A 14,702-nucleotide genomic window follows, 5' to 3' on the forward strand; every position below is an offset into this window, starting at 1 on the left:
AAAAATCAGTTCTTTGGTAAAGTGTTGAATGGACTATAAATGGCTTTTAACTAAGAAAATTTGACTAATAATCTGTTGGATTTTAAATGGAGATTTATAAATTTAATATTCAACTTAGTTTAACCGATAAATAAATGAGGTTTTCCCGAACGGATTGTTAATGGGATTAGTGAAAATAACCAAAAACGAATTAATCTTTAGATAGAATACCAATGACTCGTTTGAATTTTCTCATTATAATAATTTATAAAACTTAGAGTCGTGGGGGTCTGGTATGAAAGATTCTTGGAATGCTTTTATGAATGAACATATAAATATTAATCCGACAGGCACTGGTCATTTAAATGGCCGCACGTTTGCTGTTAAGGATGTATTTGATATTAAAAATTATCTAGCCGGTGCTGGAAATCCTGACTGGCTGCGAACCCATCACCCTGCTAAACACAATGCACCCGTCATTGACCGATTATTGGAACATGGTGCATACCTAAATGGAACGACCCATACAGATGAATTAATGTACAGTTTGAATGGAGAAAATTTCCACTATGGGACACCAACAAACCCACGTGCACAGGACAGGATTCCCGGTGGTTCCTCAAGTGGTTCGGCTGCAGCAGCCGCTGCAGGATTAGTAGACTTTTCCCTCGGCACGGATACAGGCGGATCCGTTCGGATTCCTTCTTCCTATTGCGGGCTATTTGGGATTAGGCCGACACATGGACTTGTTCCTATCAAGGGAGTGATTCCACTTGCTGCATCGTTTGATACAGTCGGATGGATGACCCGTAATCCTGAGTTATTACTGGAGGTCGGTGAAATTCTCATTGATCAGGAAGAGACGTTTGATGACTTTAGATCTCTTTATTTTGAAAAAGAAGCATGGTCTTTTGTAGAGGGAGACACAAAGGAGTATTTCTTGGAAGCCATTGCGGCTTTAGAAGATATTGATACTGATAGTGTTTCAGTAAATCTTTCTGACGAGGGGCTCTCAACGTGGGCACATCTTTTTCGTACCATTCAGGGAATCGAAATTTGGAGAGAACATGGTGCATGGATTGAAGCAGTGAAGCCATCTTTTGGACCTGGAGTTTCCGAGCGATTTGCCTGGGCGAGTACTTTACACGTTGAAGACTGGGGCCCTTTAAATAATAAACGAATAGAACTAAAACGAAGCCTGGCCAGTTTATTGAAAACAAACGGCTTATTGGTTATCCCAACTGCACCAGGGGAAGCACCATTACTCAGGCTTTCAGTGGAAAATATGGAGAAGTATCGCACAAGAGCGATGCAGCTAACGAGTATTGCTGGATTAACTGGCTTTCCACAGGTCACGATTCCTTTGTTGAAAAAGAATGGAATACCAATCGGGCTGTCGTTTATCGCGAATCAAAACCAGGATATGAAATTATTAAAATTCATTCAAAAAGTGTCGTCGATACTGACCGAAAGAAATGTGCAAGTGCTAATCAATTAGATTGATGGAAGGTGAGGTAAGGGAATGAATAACCAATCCCTTTGGTCGCATCGGCCGACGATAATGGCACCCAATGCGATGATAACAGCTCCGCATTATTTGGCCTCCCAAGCTGGTATGAAGATTTTGCAGGAAGGAGGAAATGCGGTAGAAGCAGCGATTGCAGCTGCTTCTGCGATTGGGGTGGTCTACCCTCATATGAATGGAATTGGCGGAGATAATTTTTGGCTCATCTACAATGCTAATGACAAAGAATTAAAGGGGTTAAATAGCAGCGGCCGCTCTGGTGAGAATGCAACGATCGACTTCTACAAAACAAAAGGGCAGGAGAAGATTCCTGCTCGTGGTCCACTAAGTGCGAACACCGTTCCAGGGGCAGTTGCCGGCTGGGAAAAAGCTTATGATTATTCCGTTGAGAGAATGAGAGGAACGATTTCGTGGGAGGACTTGTTACAATCTGCGATCCATTATGCCAAGGAGGGCTTCCCGGTTACCCCCAGCCAGGAATATTGGACCAATCTTAACTTAGATGACACAAATGATCAGTTTCGACATTTACAGCGATTTTCAGAATTTAATAAGATTTTTACAAAAACATCTGGCTTTTCCTATCGTTGTGGTGAAATAATAAAACAGAAGGATTTAGCCCTCACTTTAGAGGGAATATCCAAAGAAGGAAGCCGTCTTTTTTATCAGGGGGATGTTGCTAGAGCGATCGTGAAAGATCTCGAAAATAATGGCGGCTTATTAACTTACGGCGACTTTGCTACTCACCATTCAGACTGGGTTCAGCCGCTATCAGTCGATTACCGGGGATACGGCGTTTACAACTTACCTCCGAATACCCAAGGATTTGCTTCCTTATCCATTTTAAATATTTTAAACCAATTTGACGTTCCAGCTATTGAGGAAGGGTCTGCAGATTATTACCATTTGTTAATCGAAGCTACTAAACTAGCATTTGAGGATAGAGACCACTATTTAACGGATCCCGATTTTTCTTTTATCCCTTTAGAGGAACTACTGTCTGATAAAAGGGGAATGGAGTTGGCAGACAAAATCGACTTTACTAAGCCTATTAATTTCCAAAAACAATTGGATCCAAAAGGAGATACAGTTTGGCTTGGTGTCGTTGACCAATATGGGAATGCGGTTTCGCTCATTCAAAGTATTTATCATGAGTTTGGCTCTGGCTTCATTCCTAAAAATACAGGAATCCTATTACAAAACCGGGGCAGCTTTTTTTCACTTGATAAGGGCCATGTGAATTGTTTGCAGCCTAAAAAGCGAACGTATCATACACTAAATCCCGCAATGATTTTTAAGGGGAGTCAGCCTTTGTTAGTGTATGGTACAATGGGTGGGGAAGGACAGCCGCAAACCCAAGCGGCTCTTGTGACAAGGATTCTTGATTACCATTATCCAATTCAGGCAGCAATAGAGGCGCCAAGGTGGTTATATGGCCGAACATGGGGCGCAGCCTCTAATTCAGTTAAAATCGAAGGAAGAGTTCCGAATGGTATAAGCGAATCGCTCCAAAAAAGAGGGCACCAAGTGGAGATTGTCGAAGATTTTACGGATGTAATGGGGCATGCCGGGGTAATTAAGATTGATCCTGATAGCAAAGTTAAATCGGGCGGCGCCGATCCAAGAGGAGATGGAGCAGCGCTCGGATTCTAGTTTTTTAGAAAATAAATCCAGATTCGTGAGAGAGGTTCATTGCCTTAAAAATGATTTTACTAGTCAATGAATTTTCTAGATTACATCAATGAATAAGAAGCAAACAAGAAAAAAGGTGATTTAAAAGTGAAACTTCAATGGGATTTATTTATAGCATTTTTCAGATCCGGATTATTAGGCTTCGGAGGTGGACCCTCAGCCATCCCACTTGTCCATAAAGAGGTAGTGGATACGTTTAAAATGATGAATGATCAAGAATTTAGTGATATCTTGGCACTTGCCAACACACTGCCTGGACCGATCGCCACCAAGATGGCCGGCTATATCGGCTACCGGCAAGGCGGAATCCTAGGGATGATTATTGCGATTTTGGCGACCGTATTACCAACAATACTGATGATGCTGGTCTTATTAACTTCCTTTAATCAGTTTAAGGATAACCCAAGAGTTCAAGGGATGACGGGTGCCGTAGTGCCGATTGTCGGTGTGATGATGGGAACCTTAACATGGGAGTTCTTGAAAAAATCAAAGAATGGCTGGGGCTGGAAAAAAGGTCTCCTCCTGCTGGCTGGTAGTTTTATTGTGATGGAGATCTTTCATGTGCATCCAGGTATTGTGGTTGGAATCTTACTGGTCGCAGCGCTGGTAATTCCCGATAAAAAAGAAAAACTGGAAATTCCAATTAACGAAAAAAGTGAGAGCCTATGATTTATTTACAAATATTTATCGCATTTTTTATTCCGAGTATTGTTGGATATGGGGGTGGTCCTGCATCCATCCCCTTAATCGAACACGAGGTGGTCAGTCGTTATGGCTGGGTCACAACTAGTGAATTTAGTGAGATTTTAGCGTTAGCTAATGCATTGCCAGGTCCCATCGCGACCAAGATGGCCGGCTACATTGGCTTTGAAGTGGGCGGGGTGTTAGGAGCTGCGATTGCTGAATTTGCCACAATCGCCCCGTCCCTAATTTTAATGATTGTCCTGTTACAGTTAATTTTTAAATATAAAGATTCACCACGAGTGAAACGATTATCCAAAATCGTTGTGCCAACGGTTGCGATTTTAATGGCAGGTCTTACTTTTGATTTTTTTAAAACCTCTTACAGTTCAAATGGGTTGATTCAAACCATCATCATTGCTGTAGTGAGTTTATTATTATTGGAAAAATGGAAGGTGCATCCCGCTTTCGTGATCGTAGGCGGCTTAGCCTATGGTGCGCTATTTTTAAGTTAGTAATAAAAAAACGTCATTCTATCGGGCGAAACAGATAGAATGACGTTTTTTTATGTTAGCTCTGTTAAGATTGGCTGTTGATTTCCGCTCCAAGCGCTCGCTTTCCGCGGGCGTGCCGTGGAGCCTCCTCGGCGCATAGCGGAGGGCACTGAAAAAGTTCACATTTTAAGCAGTTGAAAGGTAGACTTTATCGACCTTTTAACTGCCTTTTTGTTTTATAATAAAATTATAAAATTTTGCGGGTGGTATCCAGATGATTTCCGATCAAGAATCTTTTACTCTTAGTCCATATACAGCAATTTACGATCTTGTTGTGCCACAAGAAAATATGCTTCGACGAATTAAAGAATTAGTGGATTTTTCGTTCATTCTCGAAGAGTTAAAAACGAAATATTGCCTAGATAACGGGCGGAATGCGGTGCCACCAATCCGAATGTTCAAATATCTATTACTGAAGTCGATTTATGATTTATCAGATGTAGATATCGTACAGCGTTCCAGATATGATATGTCGTTTAAATATTTCCTCGACATGGCACCAGAAGACCCGGTAATAGATCCAAGTTCGTTAACAAAATTTCGTAGGCACCGTCTTAAAGATGTGGGCTTATTAGATTTGCTTATTGGGAAAACCGTTGAGATAGCACTTGAAAAGGAAATTATAAAAAGTAAAACAATAATTGTGGACTCCACACATACGCAGTCACGTTATAACCAAAAGTCGCCAAAGGAATTTTTGCAAGAGAAGTCAAAAAGCCTAAGAAAAGCAGTTTATCAAATCGACGAATCAATGAAGGAGAAATTTCCACCAAAATCAACTTCTGACGAAGTTGGAGATGAATTGAATTATTGTCGTCAAGTTATTTCTGTTGTCGAATCGGAACCACTAATAGCTGCAATTCCTAACGTTAATGAAAAATTAAATGTCCTACATGAAGTAGTAGAAGATTACACAGACCATATGAGTCAAATGAATTGTTCAACTGATACAGACGCACGGGTAGGACATAAAACAGCAGACTCTTCATTCTTCGGATATAAAACACATATTGCAATGAGCGATGAAAGAATAATAACAGCTGCAGTTGTGACAACGGGAGAAAAAAGTGATGGAAAATATCTGCAGGAGTTAATTGAAAAAAGCCAAGCAACAGGAATGGAAATTAATACAGTAATTGGTGATACAGCCTATTCTGAAAAAGACAATATTAGCTATACAAAAAAAAATCAACTTGAACTTATTTCTAAATTGCATCCACATATAACACATGGAACACGGGCAAAAGAAGATGAATTTGAATTTAATAAAGATGCTGGAATGTTCGTTTGTAAGGCAGGGCATATGGCAATTAAGAAAAAATATGAAGAAAGAAAGGGGCAAGACAAAAACCCAAGAATCAAGTTCTTTTTTGATATTGAGAAATGTAAAGGTTGTGCATTCCGTGATGGGTGCTATAAAGAAGAAGCAAAAAGTAAGACATACTCAATAACAGTTAAATCAACTGAACATAAAGATCAAGAAGAATTTCAAGAAACAGAAAGATTCAAACAACTAGCAAAAACTCGCTATAAAATTGAGGCCAAAAATAGCGAACTTAAACACAGACACGGGTTTAAAATAGCAAATTCCTCGGGTCTATTTGGCATGGAAATTCAAGGGGCAACAGCGATGTTCGCAGTGAATCTTAAGCGGATTCTAAAGCTCCTAAATGAAAAAGTGTAAAAGAAGACAAGGAAAAAGGTGACATTTCATCTAATTTAAGACGAAATGTCACCTTTTTTTATATTAGCTCGTAATTTTATCTTATCTCAAATTGAAAAGTTAAAAAAACGTAAGTTTTTCAGTGCCCTCGCATAGCGCCTGTGGGGTCTCCACTGCCCCTTACTCCCGCAGGAGTCGAGCGCCTTCCGCTCCAATCAACAGAGTATAAAAAACCACCATATCGTTTAACAGAGCCTTTATGTTAAGAAATATAAAGGTTTTCGACTTTGAGAATTGTCCGGCTCCAGGGCGCTTGCGCTCTTCGTTTAGCTTCCCCGGTAGATTTGATAGCCGAAAGGGGATATAAGCAGTGGGACATGATAATGATTTTCTAAATTAGCAACACCAAACCGGACTGGCACTTGATCAAGAAATAAGGGATCAGGAAGCGCAAGCTCCTTACTTCGAAAGTAATCTCCGATATGGAAGTTCAATTCAAATGTGCCAATCTTCATATCTTCTTCTGAAAGAAATGGTTGATCTAAGCGTCCATCAGAATTGGTTTTAGCTGTTTTTAACAAGTGACGTGCCCCATTTGAAAAATAATAAAGCTCGATTGTCACATTTGACGCAGGCTGACCATGAGTTAAATCAAGTATATGTGTGGTTAAACCAGGCATAATCGCACCTCTCCTTAATGTAATAAAACTACCCCCGCGAGCAAGCTTAGGCTAACTCGTGGGTGGTAGTTAAATCAGCGATAAATTCATGTTCTTGATAGTTAAAGTAGTCATCGAGTATTTCTTTATGATTATCAAGAAAAAGTTGATTTGCTACTTCAGAAACCAGTTTTGGAATACCAAATCTCATTCCGGAAAGGGCAGAAGCTAGGATCCCGCAGCTGATTAATGCCGAATAGTTAAAAGCAAATAGTCCGTGCAGGAGTTTTTTACCCTCTTCATCCCGGCTTTGCAGAGCAAATCCTGGGCTGAGATACGGGTGTGAATCAATCATCGGATTAGCGATTTCGTCAGGAGCTTTGTAACGATCGCCCCAGCGTATGATGTGTTTTTCTACTAACCTAAGCTCCGGCCGTAAAGCAGGATCGGTAACCAAACCGGTACTGATAATTAAGAAATCAAAGGTGAACGTCCCTTTTGGTGTGGTCACAGTCGCACCTTCACCCGTCTCTTCTACATCAAGCCACGGTGAAGCTAAGTGCAGTTTAAAACCTGGGCGTGAGGAGGCCCGTCCGAACGTATCATTGGTCGGAGGTTGGCTGTGTTTAAAGAAATGGGACATGACCTTATATTTATCTTCGTCTGATAGTATCTGGAACCGTTCAATCAATCCTGAACCTTCCATCTGACGGATGGGGTTGATTCGCTGCATTTCTTTGCGGCGTACAAAGACATGTGCTTCAGCGACACCATTTGTCAGCGCAAAATGTGCGTTATCAAAGGCAGATGCTCCTCCGCCCAAAATAGCCACCTTTTTACCTTTTAAAGCTTGAAAATCAATCGGTTTTGAAGTGTGTGTGTAGAGGTGGGGTGGTAATTTTTCTGCAATCATAGCAGGGACGTGCCACTCGCCGCCGCCTTGAATACCTGTCGCCAAAATGACTTTTCGAGCTAATAGTGTGTTTTCATCTATACCTCGGCCAGTCAAGTGCAGCCGGTAGAAATCATTTTCTAAAGGCTCGATTAGATTGAGCGTGACCTTGTTTCGAACCGGAAGACCAAGAACCTCCCGATACCAGCGCAGATAGTTCATCCAGTCTCCCCGCGGTATTTTTTCGATTGCTTCCCAGCTTTTTGCCCCAAATTGTGCCTCCCACCACGATCTGAAGGTCAGAGACGGGATCCCAAGGTCAATGGAAGTTATATGTTTCGGTGTTCTTAAAGTTACCATCCGGGCGTAGGTTTCCCAGGGGCCTTCAAAGCCTTCAGGGTTTTCGTCCAAAACAAGGATGTTCGTGATCCGTTCCCGCATAAGCCCAAAAGCGGCGGCTAAACCGCTTTGACCACCGCCGATAATGATAACATCATAGACATGTCCTGAAGGATGCTGGAGCGGACGGACCCAATCTGTCCCGCCGAATGAAAGATAGGAAAGATCTTTTTTGACTTGTTGGTTCAATGCTTCTAGACTCATAAACTATCATCTCTTTCAATTCTATTTTTTAGATAAGCCCCAAGAACACTTTTTTACATGACCGTACGATCAGTCATTTTCTCTTCTAATCGAAGCAAGGCAATTTTAAATATTTCTGTAAGAGCTGTTTCAAACTCTACCTCTTTTGAGTGATTGATTCTTTCTTCTATTGATTCGTAAATTTGTTGCTTGTTTTTACCGCGAACTGCCAGAATGAAAGGGAAGCTGAATTTTTCCATATACCGTTGATTCATCGTGATCAATTGGTTGTATTCTAACGGGGTAAGGTTTTGTAAGCCGGCTCCTTTTTGTTCCTCAATGGAATCAGCCGTCATTGCCACCCGGTCCCCTAGATTGGGGTGGGCTTTAATGAGCGCCAATTTTTGTTCTAAGGAGGAGTTTTTCACTATATTAACCATTTCTTGGTGTAAATGATAAAGCGAATGGAAGGGTTTTAATCCTTCAGCTTGTTCGGCGATCCAGGGTGAATGCTCAAATATACCACCAGTAATTTCTATAAATTGTTGAAATGTGGTTTCGTTAATTTTTTCGATCGTGTACATGGTTCATATCCTTTCCTTACAAGCTTTTAACATCAGGGGCTAAGGGTGAATCTGGAACAACGGTTAAGGAATTCTTAGGTTGCTTAGAAAGTACTAGATTCAAAAGGATGGCACAAATGCTGCCTGTAATAATCCCATCACCAACCAGAATTCGGAGAGTTTCCGGAAGAACTTTAAACAATTCAGGAACTACCGTTGACCCAAGACCTAATGAAATCGAGCAGGCAATGATTAATAGATTGTTATTGTCAGAAAAATCGACTCGGCTTAGCATTTTAATCCCAGAAGACACCACCATCCCAAACATGATGACTGTTGCTCCACCGAGGACAGCAGTGGGAATGATCGTTGCCAAAGCAGCAATTTTTGGAACAAGTCCTAAGCCGATTAAAATAAAACCTGCTGCAATCGTAACACTTCTATTTTTGATTCCGGACAGCTGAACAAGACCGACATTTTGAGCAAAAGTACTGTATGGAAAGGCATTAAACAAACCGCCAAGTGTAAAAGCAATTCCTTCTGTTCGGTAGCCGCGGATGATGTCTTTTTCGGACAGATCTTTACCCGTAATTTTACTTAAAGCGAGGAAGGCGCCTGTTGATTCAACGAGGATAACCGTTCCGACAATAATCATTGTTAATACCGGGACAATCTCAAAGGTGGGAATGCCAAAATAAAAAGGAGTCGGGATCCGGAACCAAGCGGCATCTGTGACTGCTTGAAAGTTAACCTTTCCCATAAAAGCAGCTGCAATGGTTCCTGCGATAATTCCAATTAATACTGATATAGCACGCATAAAACCGGTAAAGAAACGATTCATTAATAAGATGAAGGCTAAGACACCAAAGGAAAGGATCAGGTTTTCAGCAGAGCCAAATTCAGGGCTTGTTGCGCCGCCGCCCATATTCTTAATCCCGGTTGGAATGAGTGATAAACCGATTATGATGACGACCGTTCCCGTTACAACCGGCGGGAAGAGTTTTAATAATTTCCCATAGACATTGGCAAACAGGATAATGAATAGTCCAGCTGCGATAATCGATCCATAAATGGCAGTAATTCCATAATTAGTGCCGATCGTAATCATTGGGGATACAGCAACAAATGAAGTTCCTAAAACAACCGGAAGGCCGACACCAATATATTTATTATTGATGGATTGAAGCAGCGTGGCGAGCCCGCAGGTCAGCAAATCAATCGCGATCAGGAATGCTTGCTGATGAGCAGTAAATTTTAATGCTCCGCCCACGATCAGTGGGACTAGAATGGCTCCTGCATACATGGCAAGAACATGCTGTAAACCTAATGAGAAAATTTTGGGCTTTCCGATTTTTTCGTTCATAAGTAAATCCTCCCTTAATATCTGTATAATCACTAATGTTATAAAATGTAACATCGTACGTAATGATTAGTTCCATATTAATCAATCAGCCCTAAACTGTCATTGTGTAAACTAACTAAAAATTCAGATTTACGCTATTCATTCTGAACAAAAACAAAAGCGGAAGTGTTGTTAGCTGCTTAGTTTTCTAATAAAGACTTGATCCTTAGGGCAAGTCTGATTTGCAGAGTTGTTTCGGAGTCCTTCAAGCTTTTGCCGAGCATTTCCTCGCATTTTTCGATTCGATAAACCACGGTATTGCGATGAACAAACAATCTTTTTGCTGTCTCTGAAATCTGACAGTGTGTTTCTAAATAAACAGATAAAGTGTCTAATAAGGATTGTTCTTCCTCTGTTTTTGTTTGATTAAAACCGCTAAGGGCGAAGGAATAATAATTTTTTAAGTCTTCAAGGGGGATTTGCCGCAATAATTCCATAATGTCTTTTGTATGGTAGGTTTGGATAAATTGAGTTTTCTTTGACAGTTTACCTTGTGATAGAGCGTCGGTTGCTTCTGTATAACCGTTTTTTGTATGTAAGAAATTCTGACACATAGTGCTTACGCCAAACGAAATCGTGTTTCCTGAATAGTTGGATATTTTTTCTTGAAGCCGTAATAAATTTGTCTCCACATATGCAGCGGGGGTAAGGGGAGGGTCTTGGATTTCGAAAAGCAGAATACATGAATCACCTTTTTTGAAAAAGTGAATTTTGGGCGTGTTAGCTGATAATTCCTCTTCGATAAAATCAAAAATATCATCTTCCTTCTCGTGGCGTTGGGTGAAAGTGGAGTGCTGAAGATCTCCATCGATTTTACCGACAGCGCAAATATACATTTGGTGGTGGTGTAAGGAAAACTCCGTAGCCCGGCCGATAATTTCTTCTTGGGAGGCAAATGCGCCATCCAAAAAATGAAGAAAAAAATCATTACGGATGCTTCGATCATGCTGTTTTAGTGCATTTTCTTTTAATAGCGAAAATGAAATAACATTGGCGGCTTGTTCTATTGTTAATAAAGTTAATTGATCTGTTTTTTTGATTTCTCCAATGATCATGAGAAATCCGTTTTTCTTTTCGCTAATGTTAACAGGAAATAAAGTGCAGTCTTGTTTTGTTGATAAGAATGAAAAGGTAATGGGATATGATTTAGCTGCTGGGATTGAAATTCCATCCAATAATGAAGCGAAGTCTAGGTTGTTGATTGACTGTGAAATTGGCTTAAAATGCTGATTTATTAATTGAACTGGATGCTTGATTATCTGGGATAAATCCTCTAGTAAGGATTGAATCCCTTTCCCTTGCATGATAATGTTCGTGAATTGCTTATGTGTTTCGAGTACTAATTTAAGTTCCGCGGCTCTTTTATTCAGAATGGTATGAAAGGTTAGATTCACTATTTGTCCTAGAGACAAATCCAAGGGGAGTTCTATAATTGGGAAGGATAACTCATTAGCTACGGTAATTACTTCTTGCGGAATATGATCTAAAAAACGTTTAGTTTTAATACCTAGTCCTGCGCAGCCATGTTCAGACATCGCTTTTACTAGTTCTGTCAGCATCTGGGGGGCATCTTTGAGATGATAAGCCGTTGTGATTAGAAATTCATTCTGGTTTAAAAATTGAATGATATCAGGTGCATCCATCATATTGACCGACTCCACTTCGCGGTTTTGTCCGGAAGCACCGGCAATTATCTGCATTCCTTCTAATTGAGGGATGGCTAATAGTTCATATAGTTTCATCAAAAACACTCCTTATGTAAGAAAATATAACATTATAAGTTAGGTAATCTCCGTATATTGTATCAGACTTTGGTTATTTCGCATAAAAGATTTAGAAAATTTTTACGAATCAGCTAATGTAGTTCAATTGTGGGGATTGTAAACTATCTATATAACTATAAATGTTATTAAATATGACGCTAAAAAGGAGAGAAGATGATGGCCATTCAAGTGAACAAACATTTTTTAGATAAAGGGCAGGTTGGAGCTATGATTGAATGGCTTGCTTCATTTGGGCAGACTGAAACAGGGGGAGTAACTAGACTTTTGTATTCACCAGCCTGGCTAGAGGCACAGCAGGCATTAAAACAGAAAATGAACCAAATGAAGTTACAAACGTATTTTGACAGTGTCGGGAATTTATTCGGTAGATTGCCAGGAACAGATCCAGACGAGAAAACCATTCTGACAGGTTCACATATTGATACTGTTATAGAAGGAGGCAAATACGATGGTGCCTATGGAATTATTGCCAGCTTGATAGCAGTCTTAAGATTATTCGATGCTTACGGATACCCCAAAAAAACAATCGAAGTAGTTTCCTTATGTGAAGAGGAAGGAAGTCGCTTTCCTTTAACCTTTTGGGGGTCAAGAAATATGAGCGGTGTCTATTCGCTCGACCGTGTAAAGGATATAAAGGATCCTAATGGAATAGAATTTCTACATGCCATGAAATCTGCTGGCTTTGATCCAGCCCTATATAAAACACCAGTTCGAGATGATATCGACCGATTTATTGAAATTCATATTGAACAAGGGATGGTTTTGGAAAAAAATGAAAACCAAGTGGGGATTGTCAGCCATATTGTGGGTCAACGCCGCTATACGATTCTGGTGAAAGGAGAAAGTAATCATGCTGGGACAACACCGATGCATTATCGAAAAGATGCGGTCACAGTGGCATCCCGCTTAATTTCTTACTTAACGGAAAAAACAAAGGAAATCGAAACAGGATTAGTCGCAACGGTTGGCAGCCTGCACGTTAAACCTAATGTAGCAAATGTAGTCGCCGGTGAGGTGGAGTTCAGCCTCGATATACGGCATCATGAGGAAAACGTGATCAATCAATATTGCAACGAGATTTTTGCTGAGTTTGAACGGGTCACTAAAACCAAAGAAATGGAACTTTTCATATCTCAGTGGATGGACGTTAAGCCGGTTAAAATGGACGAACAGATGGGAGAATGGGCACGAGAACTTGCTGAGAAAAAAAATATTCGTCATCAAAATATGATCAGCGGCGCTGGGCATGATGCCCAGGTTTTCGGTGATGTCTGTCCGACGTGCCTTTTATTTGTTCCCAGTCAGAAGGGGATTAGCCATTCACCCACTGAATATACGGGTCCGGAAGATTTAGAAGTAGGAATTGAGTTATTAACCGAAGTTTTATATAAATTAGCATATTAAAGGGAGATGGAAGAGATGGTCTTTTCTGAGTTACATACACCAAAGCGCACGATTATGACTCCTGGACCGGTCGAAGTGGACCCGCGTGTATTACGGGCAATGAGTACACCGATTTTAGGACAATTTGATCCAGCGTTTACAAGTATTATGAACGAAGTCATGGAAATGCTCCGCCAAGTTTTTCGAACAAAGAATCATTGGGCTTTTCCAATTGATGGGACATCCCGTTCCGGTAATGAAGCGATCCTATGCAGTATCATTGAACCTGGTGACCGTGTGCTGGTCCCCATTTATGGCCGCTTCGGGCATTTATTAGTCGAAATTTGTGAACGGTATGGTGCAGAGGTTCATACGATGGATTGCCCATGGGGAGAAGTGTTCGATTCGGAGCAAGTTGTTGCAGAAATGAAGCAAGTTAACCCAAAAATTGTTGCCATCGTTCATGGTGAAACATCAACAGGGAGGATGCAGCCGCTAGCAGAGATCGGTAAGGCTTGCCGGGAACGGGATATTTTGTTCGTAGTAGACGCGGTTGCCTCTATTGGAGGAGTGGAGGTCAATACGGATGAATGGTACATTGACGGTTTGATTGGCGGAACGCAAAAATGCTTATCCGTACCATCCGGGATGGCGCCCATTACTTATAATGATCGAATTGAAACCATCTTATTTGCCCGTAAAAAGGTGGAACGCGGGATTGCAACCGAAGAGGATTTGCGTTATGCCCGCAGTAAACATGCGATTGCCAGCAATTATTTTGATTTAAGTATGCTCCAGGATTATTGGGGCCCAAGAAGACTCAATCATCATACCGAAGCAACTTCGATGATTTATGCACTGCACGAAGGATTGCGGCTTGTTTTGACAGAAGGGCTTGAGCAGCGATTTGACCGCCATAGGCTTCATGAAAAAGCGTTGATTGCCGGACTAGAAGCGATGGGATTAACACTTTTTGGCGATTCAAATAATAAGCTTACTTGTGTCACTTGTATAGAAATTCCAAACGGTGTCGATGGAGAATCGGTTCGGAAAATGCTCCTTGATGAATTTTGTATTGAAATTGCTTCCTCCTTTGGACCGTTGCATGGGAAAATCTGGCGGATTGGGACGATGGGCTATAGCTGCCGTAAGGAAAATGTCCTCACTGTATTAGGGGCATTAGAAGCAGTTTTGATTCGTCATGGCGTTCATGTTAATCGCGGAGAAGCATTGCAGGCATCCCTTGATGTATATAAAGCAAAACGCACAACTGGAACAGCAGTTGAAAAGTTATCCTAAATTTACCACGATGGAAAAATCAATGATACACATACAAGCGAGGA

Annotated in this window: 12 protein-coding genes; 7 read left to right on the plus strand and 5 right to left on the minus strand. The window is 40.9% G+C overall.

What is annotated here, in order from left to right; genetic code table 11:
* Nucleotides 1-274 precede the first annotated feature (274 nt).
* The 5 genes from ACZ9EE_RS28955 to ACZ9EE_RS28975 all read left to right on the plus strand — a co-directional run bounded on the left by ACZ9EE_RS28955 (nt 275) and on the right by ACZ9EE_RS28975 (nt 6,115).
* Complete coding sequence (locus tag ACZ9EE_RS28955; RefSeq protein ID WP_476032018.1) at nt 275-1,477, plus strand: amidase; 1,203 nt, start codon at nt 275-277, stop codon at nt 1,475-1,477.
* A gap of 24 nt (nt 1,478-1,501) precedes the next feature.
* Nucleotides 1,502-3,157, plus strand: a complete 1,656-nt coding sequence (gene ggt, locus ACZ9EE_RS28960) for a gamma-glutamyltransferase (RefSeq protein ID WP_476032019.1) — start codon at nt 1,502-1,504, stop codon at nt 3,155-3,157.
* A gap of 126 nt (nt 3,158-3,283) precedes the next feature.
* Nucleotides 3,284-3,865, plus strand: a complete 582-nt coding sequence (locus ACZ9EE_RS28965; RefSeq protein ID WP_476032020.1) for a chromate transporter — start codon at nt 3,284-3,286, stop codon at nt 3,863-3,865.
* Nucleotides 3,862-4,392 carry a chromate transporter gene (locus tag ACZ9EE_RS28970; protein WP_476032021.1) on the plus strand — a complete coding sequence of 177 codons (531 nt, stop codon included), beginning with the start codon at nt 3,862-3,864 and terminating at the stop codon, nt 4,390-4,392. The genes ACZ9EE_RS28965 and ACZ9EE_RS28970 overlap by 4 nt, the downstream gene beginning before the upstream one ends.
* 253 nt (nt 4,393-4,645) lie before the next feature.
* Nucleotides 4,646-6,115 (plus strand): IS1182 family transposase, encoded by a 1,470-nt coding sequence (locus tag ACZ9EE_RS28975; RefSeq protein WP_476031266.1) that lies wholly within the window; start codon nt 4,646-4,648, stop codon nt 6,113-6,115.
* Between the two features lie 305 nt (nt 6,116-6,420).
* Here the strand turns inward: ACZ9EE_RS28975 and uraH are convergent, their stop codons facing one another.
* From uraH to ACZ9EE_RS29000, 5 genes are all read right to left on the minus strand, one after another.
* The gene (uraH, locus tag ACZ9EE_RS28980) at nt 6,421-6,774 is read right to left on the minus strand and encodes a hydroxyisourate hydrolase (protein WP_476032022.1); all 354 of its coding nucleotides are present in this window, start codon (nt 6,772-6,774) and stop codon (nt 6,421-6,423) included.
* A 46-nt stretch (nt 6,775-6,820) separates the two neighbouring features.
* Nucleotides 6,821-8,248 (minus strand): NAD(P)-binding domain-containing protein, encoded by a 1,428-nt coding sequence (locus ACZ9EE_RS28985; protein ID WP_476032023.1) that lies wholly within the window; start codon nt 8,246-8,248, stop codon nt 6,821-6,823.
* A gap of 53 nt (nt 8,249-8,301) precedes the next feature.
* Complete coding sequence (gene uraD / locus ACZ9EE_RS28990; RefSeq protein WP_476032024.1) at nt 8,302-8,811, minus strand: 2-oxo-4-hydroxy-4-carboxy-5-ureidoimidazoline decarboxylase; 510 nt, start codon at nt 8,809-8,811, stop codon at nt 8,302-8,304.
* Between the two features lie 16 nt (nt 8,812-8,827).
* Complete coding sequence (locus ACZ9EE_RS28995) at nt 8,828-10,153, minus strand: nucleobase:cation symporter-2 family protein (RefSeq protein ID WP_476032025.1); 1,326 nt, start codon at nt 10,151-10,153, stop codon at nt 8,828-8,830.
* A gap of 179 nt (nt 10,154-10,332) precedes the next feature.
* Nucleotides 10,333-11,934: a PucR family transcriptional regulator gene (locus tag ACZ9EE_RS29000; protein WP_476032027.1), complete on the minus strand. Its 1,602-nt coding sequence runs from the start codon at nt 11,932-11,934 to the stop codon at nt 10,333-10,335.
* A gap of 198 nt (nt 11,935-12,132) precedes the next feature.
* Here ACZ9EE_RS29000 and allC point away from each other — a divergent pair, with 198 nt between their 5' ends.
* Nucleotides 12,133-13,380: an allantoate deiminase gene (gene allC, locus ACZ9EE_RS29005; RefSeq protein WP_476033139.1), complete on the plus strand. Its 1,248-nt coding sequence runs from the start codon at nt 12,133-12,135 to the stop codon at nt 13,378-13,380.
* Between the two features lie 15 nt (nt 13,381-13,395).
* Entirely contained in the window at nt 13,396-14,658 is a 1,263-nt protein-coding gene (locus ACZ9EE_RS29010) for a pyridoxal-phosphate-dependent aminotransferase family protein (protein WP_476032028.1), read from the plus strand.
* The last annotated feature ends 44 nt before the right edge of the window (nt 14,659-14,702 follow it).

This window comes from Bacillus sp. URHA0034 (genome assembly GCF_056280405.1).